Below are 16559 nucleotides of genomic sequence, written 5' to 3' on the forward strand. Positions count from 1 at the left end.
TCTTTTTAGTACGTGTGGTTAGGAGGTAATTTTAGGGAATCTCCCAAAAACAACCGATTTCCTATTTTTATCAATCAAAAATGTTGATAAATGAGTGTTTTAAAATTAAATTTTAAAGGTATCCTTAAATTTAAAGATTTTTGATAAGATTTCTGTATTTTTCACAATTCAATGATTCGATGACATTGTTGGGCTACATAAGCATCGTGGGTCACAATAATGACTGTTTTCCCCTCTCGATTCATCTCTAAGAGAAACTTCAAGACCAAATCTCTATTTTCAGGGTCCAGCGAACCTGTCGGCTCATCGGCTAAAATCAGCTGGCTGGGTTTTAAGATGGCTCTAGCAACTGCAATTCGTTGTTGTTCGCCACCAGACAACTCGGAGACCTTTTGATGCAAAGTAGCTGACAAACCTACTCTCTCTAAAATCTCTTCCAATTTTTTGAGCTTGTCTTTCTTGGACAATTTCACATATTTCAGCGCAAGCATGAGATTGTACTCGACCGTTTCATCATCAATCAGGGCAAAATTTTGAAATAGATAAGAGATGTGTTCACGGATTATTATTTGCGACTTGGCAGAATTGACCGCTAGATTTGTCTGACCAAAAATCTCATACCGTCCGCTGTAATCACTATCTATCAAACCTAATAAATTTAACAAGGTCGACTTACCACTACCACTCTTGCCAACAATGGCTACCAAATCCCCCTGATCAATCCTGAGAGACAAGTGATCCAAAATCACTTTTCTCCCAATGGTTTTGGTAATATTTTCCAACTCAATCATAAGATGCCCCCTTTCAATAACTCTACTAAACTTCTTTTCTCCATCCTAGAAGCCAAGACTAACACAAATAGTATATCCAGACATGTAAAACCTGCAAAAAGTAGGAGTGGCAGGAGCGCATGGGCAAAGAAAATCAAGACCAGAAGAGGGAGACTATAGCCCAGCAAGAGCAGAACTAAGAGAGCGCGGTAGCGATCGACCAGTTTCCACCCCATAAACTTCTTGGTAATGATATCCCTACGCTTCAACAAGAAAGTTGTTACTAGTAAGAAGTAGGAAATCATCATGCTAAGGAGACCAAACAAAGCAAAGAGTATATTAAGATTTCGAACTGCATCTCGATAAGAATCTACTTTCTCTTGTTGAATGGCTTGAATCGATGAAAATTTTAAATAATTCCCATCTGATAATTTCTCAACTAACTCCGTAATCACTTTTTGATTTTGTTCTGTATTTTCAACTTTCATCGGGTTATTTAAACCTGTCGTTGACAAACGAGTCTTTTCTTCCCACATCATGTCTTGATCATTTACTAGACTAATGATTGGATTGTGGAGATTTTCCTTTCGCTCATTGTTATAAGGGAAGAAAGACCAATCTCTTTCATAGTAGGCAATTTCTACATCCATATCTTCTATTGTTTGCTTTTGCTGATCTTCATACCTCATAGAAAGATAGGCGATGGATTTTCCCAAGAACTGATTCTTGCCTTCTTGTCCTTTATCACTGGCTGGCAACAAGATCACCTTTTTAGTGCCGATATCAGGTAGCTTAAAGCCCTGACTTTCTAAAAATTGACGGTTTGCATAGTAAACATCTACCTTATCAGGCAGTTGGTACTGCTGTACTTGTTCAGCTTTGATGACTGGTTTGATAGGAAGACTCGCACTTCGCACATAATTTACTTGTATTTTTGCTAGCAAATCTTGATAAAATTGGTAGAAATAATCTGTAGATTTCCCTGAACCTGCTAGCTCTTCCTGCCACAGGTTATCATTAAGTTTGAAGGTTTCTAAGGTCAGGTAATTCCCTTGGCTTACCCACTGTTGCTGATAAGCAAGTTCTTTGTTTTCTTGTTCTAGACTTCTGCCTACCCCAATCAGTAAAACCGTCAATAAAATAGTTGTCCCTATTTTCATCACATAATTGAAGATGAGACCAAGTTTGATAGATGAAAAACCTTTCAACATGGAGCTGACTGTCATTTTCTGAATCATTAGGTAGGTCAGCCAACTGATGAACAAATACAACTGTAAAAGCAGAAATTGGGATAAGAGTAAACTTGGGAACAAAAGTTTTGGTCTGTAGTCCAGCACTAAAAATAGTCCCAAGTCAATGATAAGACTTCCACCCAAGAGAAGATAAAAATTAGTTTTTACAAAACCAGCTAAAATCGCCCCGCTTTGAAAACCAAGTAACTTTTGAACCCCCACTCGTTTCATCTCCATCATCGGCTGATAAACTGTTACTAACACAAGAAGTAAAATAGCCAAGACAAAAACAATGGCAGATAAAAGCAAATCTCGATTTATGACTTCCACTGCACTTTTATAGGTAGGCTCTAGCAAGGTAGCCTGGTCTATCTTGAAAAAATCGCTCCATTTCTGTACAATCCTATCCTTATCCATCTCTTGTGTAGAAGTTATCGTATAGCGACCATTTAAACTACGAGATGTATCCTTGATATAGGTTTGAAAAGTTATAAGCTGAATAGGCTTGGCTTTTAGAAAGGTCGGTATCGTACCAAGTTTATTAGAAATTTCTTTATTACTGTAGACTCCTTCACCATCTGTGGTAAAATCAAGAGAAGAAATCCCAAACTCTTGGTAGGGGAAGGTATCTTTATCAAAAACACCAGACTTGATTACCTCATCACCACTGTCTGTTTTGATGATGGAGACTTTGTACTCCTTTGATACATCCTCAAAAAATCGAAGAACAGACGCTGCAGGTTCGTTAATATCTTTCAAATACAAATCCAAAGAATCTACAGTCTTTCCCATTTCCCGAATCCGAACCGCTTCACGTGTGTAGTTTACATTAAAAACAAAAAAAGTGGTACACAGCAACAGCAGAAACATACAAAGATGACTGATTTTTTTCATAAAAGTACCTCCACTAAAGTTTTCCCTCTCCTAATAGGAGAGGGAAAATTTCACTTAAAATCCATAGAAATATTCTAATCCTGTTGGCGGAATTTTATTAAGGGAAGCTTGAGCCCAAACCTCGGGATCTTCACGATCCTTAGAGATTCTACCTCCATGCTTGACAGTTGCTGTATGAGATCGAGTAGAATGTAAATAATCAGAATATCCAAAAGTTCCTGTCCAACCTACTCCATAGTTCCATTGACCACCCTCAACCCATACTGCTAAAGCATTTGTAGTAGCAAGTATACCACATACCATTAAAGATGCAACACCAATTTTAACTAATTTTCTCATGATTTATTTCTCCTATTATCGAGAGCTGTTCCGTAAAAACAGCTATCGTAATTTATCAACAAGTATCGTAGTCCATTGGACTCACCTTCCTTCTATCTCATTCTTTAACAACGAACTTATTTTTAACCGGGAGAATAGTACGCTCCTGTATCAATACCTTGAGTAACTAGAGTAGTACTAATAAAACTTCGACTATTACTCAGTAGAATTAGCACAATAAGCAATATAGATAGCGCTTTCAAATATTCGAATTTTAATTTTCCCATCTTGCCACCTTCTTTCACCTATATTATAAATCAACATATATAAACTGTCAAGCAATTAAAGTAAAAAATCATATATTTTTTTAAAAAAGAATTATAGTTATGTTTTGTGTATGAAGAGGATGGTCAAAAACTCAATTTCAGGATAAAATGAAGTAAATATCCCCATAATAAAACGCATAGTATCAGTTTTTTCAAAACCTGATATTATGCGTTTCTTTATTTTAAAGACTTTTTTCCCAGCCTTATACATTCTCTGACTTCTTATCCATTAGATATTGTTCTACCTTGAGTGCCATGACTTCATTATTTTCAATTAGATAAAGCACCTTAGCTTTCATATAATAGTCCTTAGCAACAGAGATATCAAGATTTTCTGTTACATTTCCCAACAAACAATATAAATCTGCTAACCTAAAGCTACTATGATATTTGTTACAAAATTCAATTATCTCCAATAATAGCGCTCTGGACTTATCCATCTCCTCCTGTTTCCAAAGGTGGTAACAATAATTGTATTTTATTTTGATATACAACTCAATTTGTTCACGCACACTGGTATCGATTTTTGAAAGGGCTACGGAAACCTGATCATATAGTTGCTCAAATTTCTCCTTATCCTCATCATAGCCTAAGAAAATCAGCAGGGTATTCAAAATATATAAGTAGTCCACTTTATCAATACTAATCCTACTGAGGATGTCCTCTATTTTTGAAATAGCTAGTTTTAATTGATGTTCACATTGATAGGTTAGAATAGCATCTATCCAGTCCAGATAAATCTTTTCATCAAAAGATAAAGAAGTCTGCTGCTTTCTTTCTCCCTCAAAAGCATATTTCAAAGAGGCGTAATCTTGATTTTCCAATAATGTTTTAGACAATCTCTTGAAAGCAGACAAGCCTAGAAACTCTTTCGAAATTTCTCCTGAAAAGAAATAGTCCATATTTAAGCCCATTTTTTCAGATAATTTATATAACAAATCTGCTCCTGGCATATATTTGCCTTGTTCCATGCGACTTATCTGAGTTTGTTGGCAAATTCCTTCTGCCAATTCTTTTTGCGACCAACCCAGCTCTTTTCGCTTATTTTTTAATCTTGTTGCTAATAATGCATGCATGCTATCCACCACTATTTATATTCTATAAAAACATTATACTACTTTTTTGATAAGATTATATCAAATTGGCTACAAAGAGTGAACAGATTTCCCTACATGTAAGCAAAAAGAGGCTGGGAAAAACTAGCTTCCAAATAAAATCACATAGTGATTTCAGTCTTGAGTACAATCAAGCTGAAAGAAACACTGTGTGGTTTTTGAATGTTTAGAGGTTAGTTTTTTGAGCAAGCGTCTATCAAAATGTCCGTTTATCTGTCAATAACCCGAGAAAATCTTGTCGTTTCAAGTCGGAGAAGTGTTTGGTAGAAAGACTTCCTTTTTGAAGTCCATCATCTCTAACCTGCAAATAATAGCTATGTTGGCTTGTTTTAATTGTCAAAAAATCGCCAAATATAAAAACTCTTTTCCAGTTGCGAATCTCAAATTCTTTCATCTCTGATTTTGGAATGCGGATAAGTCCTTGCCGCAAATCACGATGGTGCTCACTTGTGAAAGTCATCCCATTCCCAAGATTTCTTATCAGTAGTTCATCTGGAGTCACCATCACCAGCGCTATTTTAGTTAAGAAAATTTCAACTGTTGGTGGTAAAATCGCCAAATTAAACCAGGGATGTAGGTAGCGATAGGCTAAGAAATAATGAGGCTCCTCACCCAATCCTAGTTGTTTATATAATGTCTTAACCTCACTGTCTAATCTCGCTTCAAAAGACACATCCGAATGCTCTTCTTCCTTCTTCTGATTAAAATAACGCATCCAGACTAGAAAACCTATAAAGACTATAATAAATATTCCTGATAAGAGATATTTTACATTGTAGTTCATCACTTAACCTCCTGATTCACGACTCCGCCTAAAGCAGAGGCCTATCTATTTTGAAAATAGTTCCATAACAACTTTAAATAAGACTGGTGTCATTAAAATGAGGATGATTCCTATCACAAATATCATGACTACTCTAAAAAGCTCCTTATTTTTAAACATTTTTCCACCCCTTTTCTAGCTACATCATAGTACTATTAAGCCCATTTTAAAATTACACCAATCTTATTTTAGTTTTATTTTCTACTTTTTATATTACTATGATACAATATTTTTAATAGGATTTTATTATTTGTTAACTTTTTTCACGAAAAGGAGTCAATCATGCGTTATGATTTAGGGAAAGTATATTGAAAGACCTATAATAAAGTTAGCCAGCTACCATTACTAAAAGTTAGATGTCTTAACTAATTTACCGTTTTTCAATTCAAGAACAATATCAGATAATACTTCAATATCCTCTTTATTGTGAGATGTGACCAACATAGTAATATGATTCTTTCGAGCATAACTCTTAATTATTTTTCTAAGTTCTTCTACACCTTCATAGTCCATACTATTAAATGGTTCATCTAGGAGTAAAATCTTAGGATTTTCCATCAATGCTTGGGCAATCCCTAATCTTTGTAGCATGCCTAATGAATAATTTTTTACTTTTACATCTTTATCCTGATATAAACCTACCTTATTCAATACTTCCTCAATCTCTTTCTTAGTAATTTTATTTTTGATTGCAGCTAATTGCTCTAAATTCTCTAATGCAGTTAGACTAGGCAAAAATCCCGGATGTTCAATAAGTAACCCTACATCAAGTGGCATAGAACCATTTTCCCCAACAATTACACTCCCAACTGTAATCTTACCAGTAGTAGGTTTCATTAATCCTGAAAGCATTTTAAATAATACACTTTTACCGCATCCATTGGTTCCTACAATTCCATATATTTTACCTGATTCAAAAACATAACTAACATCATCTATAACATACTTTTTCCCAAATATTTTTGAAAGATGATCTACTTTTATACAATTCATACGTTTCAACTCCTTACTCATTTTGATACTGCTTACTTCCTTTAGGTAATGTAACATCTTTATTTTCAAATATTTTAAAATTTAATAGAAGCAACATTGCATCAACAAATACCAATATCCCACATCTACCAATGAAATTTATACCGTAACCATATACTGAACCAGAAATAGAAAACAATGAAAATGGTCTCAGATGTTCTCCTAAAAAGCCCAATGTTGAACCTGCCATTATAACCAAAGTGCCCGTATAGATAACAAATACTAACGATTGTGATATTCTAAACTGTGTTAAAAGTGCATGGAGCAGGGAAAAGAAATATAGCAACAATCCTTGTAAAATTATTATCTTTCCTATCTCATAAATTACGATATTCGTTTCAAAATTTCCAAATAAATACGTTTCTGAAAATTTTTTTGTGGCTGTTGAAATGCCAATGCCAAAGTTAGAATCTCCTATTCCTACTATAGTGGAAAATATACAAATACTAACCACATAATAAATCACACTTTTCAAAATTTTAAAATGCTTATTTCTATAAAAATCATTTCTACTTGAATACCTACTTAGTACAAAAAATATATTTTGTTCAACTGGGCTTTTTAGCATCATTATGAAAGCTAATAAAAACGGAAATGCGAAATATCCAGTATAGGAATCATTAAACATAATAAGGATCAGCTCACCAAAATGAAAATTCCCAAATTTATATTTCAATACTATCAGCTGACTAAAATTTGCTAATATAGCAAAAGCCACTAATAAATATATAAAACCTATATAAAAATCTTCTTTATTTTTTAATTCTTTAAATTTCTTCATCAGTTTCTATATCCCTTTTAAATTTTTTATACGACATCCAATATGATATTACTACTATAAGGATTAAGTATACAAAAACAAATATTACGCTTATTCCTTTTACTCTTGAAACATCAAAAATTGCCATTGGTTCAATTTTAGTAAGATCTAGAAACATAGCAAACAATGATCCTATTGTTGTTAAAATAAATGGGGATAACCATGCAACAAATTTGCTCTTAATAAAATATGACATCGCCAATCCAACACTACTATATGCAACGCCAACAAAGGAACAATGTAAAATGATTATTCCTACATAAAATAACGGAGATGTCCTCGCTGCTGATTCATAAATAGAAACTTTTGTTATTGCATAATAAGCATCCATATTTATACTTCTATTAAAAAATAAAATTGACATTATCAAGAATAATAACATTCCAAAAATAAATGTTGTAAATGATATGAATCCATTGATTATAAAAATAGAATTAAAATACTGTCTATATCCCATCCTTGATACAATATATTTCATTGTTCCACTTTTTCTATTTTCGATATGCTGTGACGCAAAAGGAATTGTTGCAATAAGAGGTGCCAAAACTATTAACAACGACCTATCACCATTATAACCTTGTAAAAATGCCACAATATAATCATGATTAAAAAAATACTCCGTCCCCTCTTCAATAAATGCACTTACAGAAAATATCATAGAAGTTAAAATAATTAATATTGCTAAAAAGAATTGCTTATTTTTCATCCCTTTTAAAAAAATACTGACCTTGTAATCCATACTTCTCTCCTATAAAACAAATGGGATGAGCGAACATTCTCACCCCCAAATATACAAACCTATATTCTAGCTCTTAATACTCATCAGAACTCCATGAACCGCTGGTTTGAACTTTAACATATGTTGCGAACCCTGTCCATCCACCCAATCTAAGATTAGATCCTTCTGCATCTTTACTTTTTATATTACTATGATACAATATTTTTAATAGGATTTTATTCTTTGTTAACTTTTTTCACGAAAAGGAGTCAATCATGCGTTATGATTTTGGAAAGGTCTATAAAGAAATACGAGAGTCAAAAGGATTGACCCAAGAAGAGGTCTGTGGAAATGTTCTTTCAAGAACTAGCCTATCAAAGATTGAAAGTGGTAAGGCAACTCCTAAATATGAAAATATGGATTTTCTTCTCCGGCAAATGAATATGAGTTTTGAAGAGTTTGACTACATCTGCCATCTCTATCAGCCGAGCCAACGGACAGAAATCATGCAAACTTATCTCAATATGAATTCCATCATTGGTGGCAGTGGTCTAGTTCATTTTTTTGAAACATGCCAAAACTATCTCAAGACCCATCACGACCTGCCTATAGAAGAAATCAGGGATATGCTTGAAGTTGTCATTCATATTCGTCAACATGGTACAGAGCAACTGTCAGACCAAGTGAAACAAACTGTCAAAAAACTTTGGGAAAAAATTGAAAAACAAGATACATGGTATGAAAGCGACCTAAAAATCCTCAATACCATCCTTTTCAGCTTTCCTATTGAACACCTCCATCTCATCACTGAAAAAATCTTGCAACGCTTAGAAGTCTATAAAAACTATCAACATTTACATGACTTGCGAATGACAATCCTACTCAATCTTTCCACCATTTACTTATACCATCAAGACAAAAACATGTGTCAACAAATCTGCTACACTTTATTGGAGGATGCCAAGAACAAGAAAAGCTACGATATGCTTGCTATCTGCTATGTCCGTATTGGGATTTGTAGGAATGATGCTAAATTTATCCAAAAAGGGTTCTCCCTTCTGGAGCTGACCGAGGAAACTTCTATGCTGGCCTACCTCAAAAAAGAAGTGGAGACCTATTATCAACCTAAAGAAATATAAAAAAGTCGAGGGATTTCCTCGACCTTTTCATATTATTCTGTTCGTTATTTCTTAATACCAGCCGTTGTTAAGCCAGAAGTTTTTAGCGGCTGACCATGAACCGTAACGTCCTGTAACGTAAGCATCTGCTACACGCTCTTGGTTTTCAGCTGAGTAGTCACCGTTCAAGTATGAATCTGTCAATTGGTAACGTCCAATGTATTGACCGTTTGTAGCTGTATAGCTACCACCTGATTCTTTTTGTGCAATCCATTCTTTAGCTTCTGCTTCAGATCCGCTTACAGTTGCAGCTGGTGCTGAAGTTTCTGCTGTAGCAACAGTTTCTTCTGCTGCAGGTGCGCTTGCCACTGGAGCTTCTTCTGCTACTTCTGTAGTTTCTGCTACTGGAGCTGAAACAGTTTCATCTTGAGCAGCTGGTGCTGCATAAGTAGTTGGCGCTGGTGTTGCAGCAGGCGCTACAGGGCCATCAATAACCAACTCTTGACCAACATAAATCAAATGAACGTTGTCGATGTGGTTGTTTTCTGCCAATTTCTCAACAGTTGTGTTGTGAGTTTCAGCGATTTCTGAAAGTGTATCACCTTCTTTAACAGTGTAAGTTGATGATTCTTGAGCAGATACAAATGATGGAGCAAATACTGCAAACAAGGCAGCTACTCCTGCAAGAGTTGTTTTAATCTTTTTAGTTGTTGATTTCATATTTGAAAATTCTCCTTCTTTCTATAGTTCTATCATACCCTTTAAATATTACCGTTTCTTGACACTTTTATGTAGAAATATTACAAAATTATTTTTTATTTCCCTAAATAAGCTATTTTTTGTTACAAAAGATGCTTTTTTATGCTATTTGTAGTGTAAAAAGGTTTTCATCCACAATTAAAGCCAAGACCTTCATTCTTTGATATAATAGAGATAAGAATTTTTATAAGGGGAAACTGATGAAATCACTTCGTTTTCAATCTGTCTTTGATATCATCGGACCAGTTATGATTGGCCCATCTAGTAGCCATACAGCTGGTGCTGTTCGTATTGGGAAGATTGTCTCTTCCATTTTTGATGATACTCCGACAGAAGTCGAATTCCAACTATTTAACTCATTTGCCAAGACCTATCGTGGTCACGGAACAGACCTAGCCCTTGTTGCAGGTATTTTGGGCATGGATACAGATGATCCTGAAATCCCAAACAGCCTGGAAATTGCCCACAAGCGTGGCATCAAGATTGTCTGGACCATTCAGAAAGACAGCAATGCCCCTCACCCAAACACCACTAAAATTACCGTTAAAAATGCTCATAAGACCATTAGCGTGACTGGTATTTCTATCGGGGGAGGAAATATTCAGGTAACCGAACTCAATGGCTTTGCCGTCTCTCTCAATATGAATACACCGACTATCATCATTGTTCATCAAGATATTCCAGGTATGATTGCCCTCGTAACAGAGGCCCTTTCCCGCTATGATATCAATATCGCCCAGATGAATGTTACTCGTGAAAAAGCTGGTGAAAAAGCTATTATGATTATCGAAGTTGACAGTCGCAACTGTGATGAGGCTATCGAAGAAATTCGAAAAATCCCTCATCTCCACAATGTCAATTTCTTTAAATAGGAGGAAGCATGTTTTATTCTATCAAAGAATTGGTCGAGCAGGCAGAACTGGACTTTCAAGGAAATGTCGCAGAACTCATGATTACAACAGAGTTTGAATTGACCGGTCGCGAACGTGAAGAAGTCTTCCTTCTCATGGAACGCAATCTGGAAGTCATGAAAGCCTCTGTCCAACTTGGCCTCAATGAAAATAAATCTCGTAGTGGCCTGACAGGTGGAGATGCTGCCAAATTGGACCACTACATCAAAAACGGAAAAACCTTGTCAGATTACACGATTCTCTCGGCTGCCCGAAATGCCATCGCAGTCAATGAACACAATGCTAAAATGGGCTTGGTATGTGCCACTCCGACAGCAGGAAGTGCCGGCTGTCTGCCCTCGGTTCTCACTGCTGCTATTGAAAAATTAGACCTCAGCCACGAGCAACAGCTGGATTTCCTCTTTGCTGCAGGTGCCTTTGGACTAGTCATCGCAAACAACGCTTCTATCTCAGGTGCTGAGGGTGGCTGTCAAGCCGAAGTCGGCTCTGCCTCTGCTATGAGTGCTGCCGCCTTGACTCTGGCTGCTGGTGGGACACCTTATCAAGCCAGTCAGGCCATTGCCTTTGTTATTAAAAATATGCTGGGCCTCATTTGTGACCCTGTTGCCGGCTTGGTTGAAGTTCCCTGTGTTAAACGTAATGCCATGGGAGCTAGCTTTGCCTTCATCGCAGCAGACATGGCCTTGGCAGGTATCGAATCTAAAATTCCTGTGGATGAAGTTATCGATGCCATGTACCAAGTAGGAGCAAGCATGCCAACTGCCTTTCGTGAAACAGCTGAAGGTGGACTCGCTGCCACCCCTACTGGTCGTCGCCTCCAAAAAGAAATTTTCGGAGAATAAGCTTATCAAATAGGAGAAACCATGACCTCTATCACAGCTATCTTTTTCGATCTAGATGGAACCCTCGTTGACAGTTCTATCGGGATTCACAATGCCTTTACCCATACCTTTAAAGAGCTAGGGGTGCCTAGCCCTGATGCCAAAACCATTCTTAGTTTTATGGGACCGCCCCTCGAAAGTAGTTTTGCGACCTGCCTTCCCAAAGACCAAATTTCTGAGGCTGTCCAGATATACCGTTCTTACTATAAGGCAAAAGGCATCCATGAAGCTCAACTCTTTCCTCAGGTCGTAGACTTGCTTGAGAAGTTATCGAGCAATTACCCTCTTTATATCACCACTACAAAGAATACTCCAACCGCTCAAGACATGACTAAAAACTTGGGAATCTATCATTTCTTTGATGGCATTTATGGTTCAAGCCCTGAAGCACCCCATAAGGCAGATGTCATTCGCCAAACCTTGCAGACACATCAACTAGCCCCAGAACAAGCTATCATCATCGGAGATACCAAGTTTGATATGCTGGGTGCTCAAGAAACAGGCATTCAGAAATTAGCCGTCACTTGGGGATTTGGGGAGCAAGCAGATTTGCTAAACTATCAGCCTGATTATATCGCTCACAAACCCATAGAAGTTTTGGCCTATTTTCAATAACATAGACTGGGCGACAACCCCATTTCAGAAGAAAATGGAGCAAGTTTCTACATAACAAAACGCATATTACCAAGATTCTTCAGAACTGATAATATGCGTTTTTCTGTTTTTATTCAACGTGGGTGGTTTGATTGGCAAAGGCGATAATGGCTTGCTTCAATTCATCTCCACTGAGAGTTCGGAACTCTTCAATTTTTTGGTCGATAGCTTCTAGAGGCATGACATTAACCTTACCAACGAAAATCTTATCCATAACCTGATTATCAACAAGTTCTGTTGATACCAAGAGTTCTTCGTAAAGTTTTTCGCCTGGGCGGATTCCAACTTCAACAATTGGAATTTCGCTTTCGGTGTGTCCACTTAGAAGGACCATTTTCTTGGCCAAGTCATAAATCTTGACTGGTTTGCCCATATCAAGGATAAAGACTTCCCCATCCTTGGCATAAGCACCAGCGTGAATAACCAAACGGCTAGCTTCTGGAATGGTCATAAAGTAACGGGTCATGCGGAAATCTGTGACCGTTACAGGCCCGCCTTCAGCAATTTGACGTTCAAAGACTGGAATGACACTACCACGGCTACCAAGAACATTCCCAAAACGAACTGCACAGTAGGTTGATTGGCTACGTTGGTTAAAGCCAGTGACAATCAACTCAGCCACGCGCTTGGTTGCTCCCATAACATTTGGTGGATTAACCGCCTTATCTGTCGAAATCATAACCATCTTAGGTACTTTGGCTTCATCAACAGCCTTAGCAACATTGTAAGTTCCACGAATATTATTTTTGAAGGCTTCTTTTGGATTGCGCTCCATCATAGGAACGTGCTTGTGAGCAGCCGCATGATAAACAATAGCTGGCTTGTACTGTTCAAAGACTTGCAAGAGACGGTCATAGTCTTGAATATCGGCAATAACCGGTACATAATCAATCCCTTGGAACTTGCGAATCAATTCATGATAAACAAGGTAGATTGAGTTTTCCCCATGACCGAGCAAGACGATGCGTTCAGGATTGAAGCGACTAACTTGGCGACAGATTTCAGAACCGATTGAGCCACCAGCACCTGTAACCAAGATTGTCTTACCTGTCAGTTCTGCGCCCAGACGCGATTCATCAAGACGAATTTCCTGACGTCCCAAAAGGTCCGTAATATCAATTTTTTGGAAGCCAGTACCTGCTTGGTGAAGTCCTTGAACAACCGTTTCAACCTTAGGCATCTTGTAACATTTGACTCCCAGCTTATTACACATCTGCAAGATACGTTCATATTCTGACGGGTCAAGCGACGGAATCGCAACGATAACACGCTCGATTTGATGGCGTTTGGCTAATTCAGGCAGATCATCATATGAACCCAAAACAGGGATTCCACCAAGTTTTTGGCCCTTTTTCTTAGAATCCTTGTCCAAAATACCGACAAGTTCTAATTCACTAGTTGGATGTTGGTAACTATCCATAAAGAGGGCTCCACCATCACCGGCACCAATCAAGAAGGTCCGACGGTGTTCTCCATCACCACTTCCCTTTTTGCGTTTAGAGTAGATTAACTGCCAAGTAATCCGTGGCAATAAAATCAAGAAAGTACTCAACAAGATAAAGAGAATGATGAAACGGATTGAAAAAAGTGGCAAGAAAGCATAGCAGATACTATATGACAAGATACTGCTAGCAGTCACACCAAAAAAGATTTTCATGAAATCCGTAATCTTGCTGTAACGACTAATACTAGCGTTCAGCCCCCAAAATCCAATCATCAATTGATAGAACAGGAAAGCCAAACTCGTATAGATGATGTAGTCAACAGGTGCTGGATTAATCAATCCGTAGAATAAAATATAAGATACAATGATGGAAACCACCATACTCAAAATATCAAATATTCCCCAGAAAACCTGTTTTTGTTGTTTATTTAAAATTTCCACCAGATCAATCACATAATCTGTGAGTTTTTTATTCATAGAAATTTACTCCTCCTTAAAAGAGCTGAATAGTTATATTGTTATTATAACACTTTTTCTCTAGTTTACGATTTGCTACAATCTTTTACTTGCTTTTTCGTAACAGTTTCATAAAAATAAACTGTCGGACAAATCCAGGACAAAGGGCAACAATCATCTGAATGGCAACACTCTTGGCGTACTCCAGGTAAGAAATTTGCCCTCTCTTCAGCATGCGCTGACGAGCTTGACGATAGAGTTTGAGGTAACGCAGTCCCCCACGACGCTCAAACATTCCTGCTCCAACACGAACCTTACACAAGATTTGATCCAGATTTCCAGTCTTGGCTCCTGCAGCAATCATGTTGAGCCAGAGGAGGTCATCCTCCATATAAAGGCCATCCTCATAGTTGCCTGCCTTGAGAACCATGTCCTTCTTGAACATGACAGTCATGTGGTTAAAGGCACTTCTCATCCTTTGATAAGCCACAATCTCTGCATGCTGGGTTGGAACACGACGGTAAGAAACAATCTCATCAGGATTGTCAATAAATTCTGCAATATGTCCACCTAATAGGTCGAGCTTGTCCTTCTCCATTAGCTGAACCTGTTTCTCAAAACGGTCTGGAACTGCTATATCATCCGTATCCATACGGGCAATAATATCATACTGACACTGCAAAACACCCTGTCGAAGAGCCAGACCCAAACCTTGATTCTGCTCAAGAGGATAGCGTTTCACTGGAATTTCAGACTGGGCTTCCACTTGGTTTAATACCTGATAGAGCTCAGGTGTCAAAGGCCCATCCTCAACCAGAACCAATTCGCTCGGTTTCAGAGTCTGATTTTGAACACTCTCAATAGCATCCTTTAAAAATGTCGGATTTTCCTTGATATAGACCGACATCAATACGCTGATTTTTTGCTTTTCAGACACAGTTTTTCTCCAATGTATAGATTTCCTTCCACTATTTTATCATAATTTTCAAGACTTTCCCATTTTTATCTTGAAAGCCCAAAACCTTACTTGACATTATAGGGAAAAAGCCTTAAAATAAGCTGTTATTAAAATCAGCTAGAAGAGGTATTATATGAAAAAGCAATCACTCTTTTTTGTTCCAGGTATTATCCTGATTGGTGTTTCCTTGCGGACTCCTTTTACTGTTTTACCCATTATTTTGGGAGATATTTCGCAAGGGTTGGGAGTAGAAGTTAGTTCGCTTGGTGTCTTGACCAGCCTTCCCCTCCTCATGTTTACCCTCTTCTCACTCTTTTCTACCCGACTGGCTCAAAAAATCGGCTTGGAGCATCTCTTCACCTACAGCCTTTTCTTCTTGACCATCGGTTCTCTCATTCGACTAATCAATCTGCCCCTGCTCTATCTAGGAACCTTGATGGTTGGGGCAAGTATCGCAGTCATCAATGTGCTGCTTCCTAGTCTCATCCAAGCCAATCAACCAAAGAAGATTGGTTTTCTGACCACCTTATATGTAACCTCTATGGGGATTGCGACGGCTCTGGCTTCCTATCTAGCCGTGCCTATTACACAAGCCAGTTCTTGGAAAGGACTTATCATCCTCCTCACCCTGCTCTGTCTAGCAACTTTTTTGGTCTGGCTCCCAAATCACCGCTATAATCACAGACTAGCTCCACAAACCAAACAAAAAAGCAAAGCAAAGGTCATGCGTAATAAACAGGTCTGGGCAGTGATTGTCTTTGCAGGTTTTCAATCCTTACTCTTTTACACCGCTATGACCTGGCTACCTACCATGGCCATCCATGCAGGCCTATCCAGTCACGAAGCTGGCTTGCTGACCTCTATCTTCTCCCTGATTAGCATTCCTTTTTCAATGACCATCCCAAGCCTGACAACCAGTTTATCTACTCGTAACCGTCAGCTCATGCTCACTCTGGTTTCACTAGCTGGTGTGGTCGGTATTTCCATGCTCTTTTTCCCAATCGGTAATTTCTTTTACTGGCTTGCCATCCATCTCCTCATCGGAACCGCAACCAGTGCCCTCTTCCCTTATCTCATGGTCAATTTTTCACTCAAGACAAGCGCTCCTGAAAAGACGGCCCAATTGTCCGGTCTATCTCAAACAGGAGGCTATATCCTAGCAGCCTTTGGACCAACCCTCTTTGGTTACAGTTTTGACCTTTTCCACTCTTGGGTACCAGCTGTAGCTGCCCTCTTACTCGTCGATATCCTGATGACTGTGGCCCTCTTTACAGTGGACAGAGCTGATAAAATCCTCTAAACTTCTAGTTTTGGCTAGAAGTTTTTTATA

The 16559-nt window shown here is 37.9% G+C and carries 16 protein-coding genes; 5 read left to right on the forward strand and 11 right to left on the reverse strand.

What is annotated here, in order from left to right; translation table 11 throughout:
• Nucleotides 1–161 precede the first annotated feature (161 nt).
• The 8 genes from ACLNCV_RS00950 to ACLNCV_RS00985 form a co-directional block, all read right to left on the reverse strand.
• Nucleotides 162–791 (reverse strand): ABC transporter ATP-binding protein, encoded by a 630-nt coding sequence (locus ACLNCV_RS00950; protein ID WP_424844781.1) that lies wholly within the window; start codon nucleotides 789–791, stop codon nucleotides 162–164.
• Nucleotides 788–2896, reverse strand: a complete 2109-nt coding sequence (locus ACLNCV_RS00955) for a bacteriocin-associated integral membrane family protein (RefSeq protein ID WP_290108862.1) — start codon at nucleotides 2894–2896, stop codon at nucleotides 788–790. Before ACLNCV_RS00955 ends, ACLNCV_RS00950 begins: the two co-directional genes overlap by 4 nt.
• Before the next feature lie 54 nt (nucleotides 2897–2950).
• A complete protein-coding gene (locus tag ACLNCV_RS00960) occupies nucleotides 2951–3235 on the reverse strand; it encodes a lactococcin 972 family bacteriocin (RefSeq protein WP_100910945.1) in 285 nt (94 codons plus the stop codon).
• Between the two features lie 508 nt (nucleotides 3236–3743).
• The gene (locus ACLNCV_RS00965) at nucleotides 3744–4616 is read right to left on the reverse strand and encodes a helix-turn-helix domain-containing protein (protein WP_049546864.1); all 873 of its coding nucleotides are present in this window, start codon (nucleotides 4614–4616) and stop codon (nucleotides 3744–3746) included.
• A 235-nt stretch (nucleotides 4617–4851) separates the two neighbouring features.
• Nucleotides 4852–5439 (reverse strand): hypothetical protein, encoded by a 588-nt coding sequence (locus ACLNCV_RS00970; RefSeq protein WP_001108834.1) that lies wholly within the window; start codon nucleotides 5437–5439, stop codon nucleotides 4852–4854.
• 384 nt (nucleotides 5440–5823) lie between these two features.
• Nucleotides 5824–6471: an ATP-binding cassette domain-containing protein gene (locus ACLNCV_RS00975; RefSeq protein ID WP_424844782.1), complete on the reverse strand. Its 648-nt coding sequence runs from the start codon at nucleotides 6469–6471 to the stop codon at nucleotides 5824–5826.
• Between the two features lie 13 nt (nucleotides 6472–6484).
• Entirely contained in the window at nucleotides 6485–7291 is an 807-nt protein-coding gene (locus ACLNCV_RS00980) for a hypothetical protein (protein WP_424844783.1), read from the reverse strand.
• Complete coding sequence (locus tag ACLNCV_RS00985) at nucleotides 7278–8069, reverse strand: hypothetical protein (RefSeq protein ID WP_261099559.1); 792 nt, start codon at nucleotides 8067–8069, stop codon at nucleotides 7278–7280. The genes ACLNCV_RS00980 and ACLNCV_RS00985 overlap by 14 nt, the downstream gene beginning before the upstream one ends.
• Nucleotides 8070–8323: 254 nt before the next feature.
• Here ACLNCV_RS00985 and ACLNCV_RS00990 point away from each other — a divergent pair, with 254 nt between their 5' ends.
• Nucleotides 8324–9187, forward strand: a complete 864-nt coding sequence (locus tag ACLNCV_RS00990) for a helix-turn-helix domain-containing protein (protein WP_424844784.1) — start codon at nucleotides 8324–8326, stop codon at nucleotides 9185–9187.
• Between the two features lie 51 nt (nucleotides 9188–9238).
• Here the strand turns inward: ACLNCV_RS00990 and ACLNCV_RS00995 are convergent, their stop codons facing one another.
• A complete protein-coding gene (locus tag ACLNCV_RS00995; RefSeq protein ID WP_424844785.1) occupies nucleotides 9239–9886 on the reverse strand; it encodes a LysM peptidoglycan-binding domain-containing protein in 648 nt (215 codons plus the stop codon).
• Nucleotides 9887–10125: 239 nt separating this feature from the next.
• On the opposite strand from ACLNCV_RS00995, the gene sdaAB reads away from it, so the two are divergent.
• The 3 genes from sdaAB to ACLNCV_RS01010 are packed head-to-tail and all read left to right on the forward strand — an operon-like array spanning nucleotide 10126 to nucleotide 12332.
• Nucleotides 10126–10797 carry an L-serine ammonia-lyase, iron-sulfur-dependent subunit beta gene (sdaAB, locus tag ACLNCV_RS01000; RefSeq protein WP_000838909.1) on the forward strand — a complete coding sequence of 224 codons (672 nt, stop codon included), beginning with the start codon at nucleotides 10126–10128 and terminating at the stop codon, nucleotides 10795–10797.
• Nucleotides 10798–10805: 8 nt separating this feature from the next.
• The gene (gene sdaAA, locus ACLNCV_RS01005) at nucleotides 10806–11678 is read left to right on the forward strand and encodes an L-serine ammonia-lyase, iron-sulfur-dependent, subunit alpha (RefSeq protein ID WP_000500050.1); all 873 of its coding nucleotides are present in this window, start codon (nucleotides 10806–10808) and stop codon (nucleotides 11676–11678) included.
• Between the two features lie 21 nt (nucleotides 11679–11699).
• Entirely contained in the window at nucleotides 11700–12332 is a 633-nt protein-coding gene (locus ACLNCV_RS01010) for an HAD hydrolase-like protein (protein WP_424844786.1), read from the forward strand.
• Between the two features lie 109 nt (nucleotides 12333–12441).
• Here the strand turns inward: ACLNCV_RS01010 and ACLNCV_RS01015 are convergent, their stop codons facing one another.
• On the reverse strand, nucleotides 12442–14292 hold the full coding sequence (locus ACLNCV_RS01015; RefSeq protein WP_001035713.1) for a polysaccharide biosynthesis protein: 1851 nt from the start codon (nucleotides 14290–14292) through the stop codon (nucleotides 12442–12444).
• Nucleotides 14293–14377: 85 nt separating this feature from the next.
• Nucleotides 14378–15208: a glycosyltransferase gene (locus tag ACLNCV_RS01020; protein WP_049502588.1), complete on the reverse strand. Its 831-nt coding sequence runs from the start codon at nucleotides 15206–15208 to the stop codon at nucleotides 14378–14380.
• Nucleotides 15209–15362: 154 nt separating this feature from the next.
• Between ACLNCV_RS01020 and ACLNCV_RS01025 the strand changes: the two genes are divergently transcribed.
• Complete coding sequence (locus ACLNCV_RS01025) at nucleotides 15363–16529, forward strand: CynX/NimT family MFS transporter (protein ID WP_049499175.1); 1167 nt, start codon at nucleotides 15363–15365, stop codon at nucleotides 16527–16529.
• Nucleotides 16530–16559: the final 30 nt, after the last annotated feature.

The sequence above is a fragment of the Streptococcus sp. CL5.50 genome, from assembly GCF_049738015.1.
Classification (GTDB): Bacteria; Bacillota; Bacilli; order Lactobacillales; family Streptococcaceae; genus Streptococcus; species Streptococcus mitis_CA.

Bases quoted from the DNA above. Each gene is read 5' to 3' on its own strand.
- sdaAA (WP_000500050.1), top strand. From the start codon at position 10,806: ATGTTTTATTCTATCAAAGAATTGGTCGAGCAGGCAGAACTGGACTTT.
- ACLNCV_RS00985 (WP_261099559.1), bottom strand. From the start codon at position 8,069: ATGGATTACAAGGTCAGTATTTTTTTAAAAGGGATGAAAAATAAGCAA.
- ACLNCV_RS00975 (WP_424844782.1), bottom strand. From the start codon at position 6,471: ATGAATTGTATAAAAGTAGATCATCTTTCAAAAATATTTGGGAAAAAG.
- ACLNCV_RS01010 (WP_424844786.1), top strand. From the start codon at position 11,700: ATGACCTCTATCACAGCTATCTTTTTCGATCTAGATGGAACCCTCGTT.
- ACLNCV_RS00955 (WP_290108862.1), bottom strand. From the start codon at position 2,896: ATGAAAAAAATCAGTCATCTTTGTATGTTTCTGCTGTTGCTGTGTACC.
- ACLNCV_RS01025 (WP_049499175.1), top strand. From the start codon at position 15,363: ATGAAAAAGCAATCACTCTTTTTTGTTCCAGGTATTATCCTGATTGGT.
- ACLNCV_RS00950 (WP_424844781.1), bottom strand. From the start codon at position 791: ATGATTGAGTTGGAAAATATTACCAAAACCATTGGGAGAAAAGTGATT.
- ACLNCV_RS00965 (WP_049546864.1), bottom strand. From the start codon at position 4,616: ATGCATGCATTATTAGCAACAAGATTAAAAAATAAGCGAAAAGAGCTG.
- ACLNCV_RS01015 (WP_001035713.1), bottom strand. From the start codon at position 14,292: ATGAATAAAAAACTCACAGATTATGTGATTGATCTGGTGGAAATTTTA.
- sdaAB (WP_000838909.1), top strand. From the start codon at position 10,126: ATGAAATCACTTCGTTTTCAATCTGTCTTTGATATCATCGGACCAGTT.
- ACLNCV_RS00960 (WP_100910945.1), bottom strand. From the start codon at position 3,235: ATGAGAAAATTAGTTAAAATTGGTGTTGCATCTTTAATGGTATGTGGT.
- ACLNCV_RS00995 (WP_424844785.1), bottom strand. From the start codon at position 9,886: ATGAAATCAACAACTAAAAAGATTAAAACAACTCTTGCAGGAGTAGCT.
- ACLNCV_RS00990 (WP_424844784.1), top strand. From the start codon at position 8,324: ATGCGTTATGATTTTGGAAAGGTCTATAAAGAAATACGAGAGTCAAAA.
- ACLNCV_RS00970 (WP_001108834.1), bottom strand. From the start codon at position 5,439: ATGAACTACAATGTAAAATATCTCTTATCAGGAATATTTATTATAGTC.
- ACLNCV_RS00980 (WP_424844783.1), bottom strand. From the start codon at position 7,291: ATGAAGAAATTTAAAGAATTAAAAAATAAAGAAGATTTTTATATAGGT.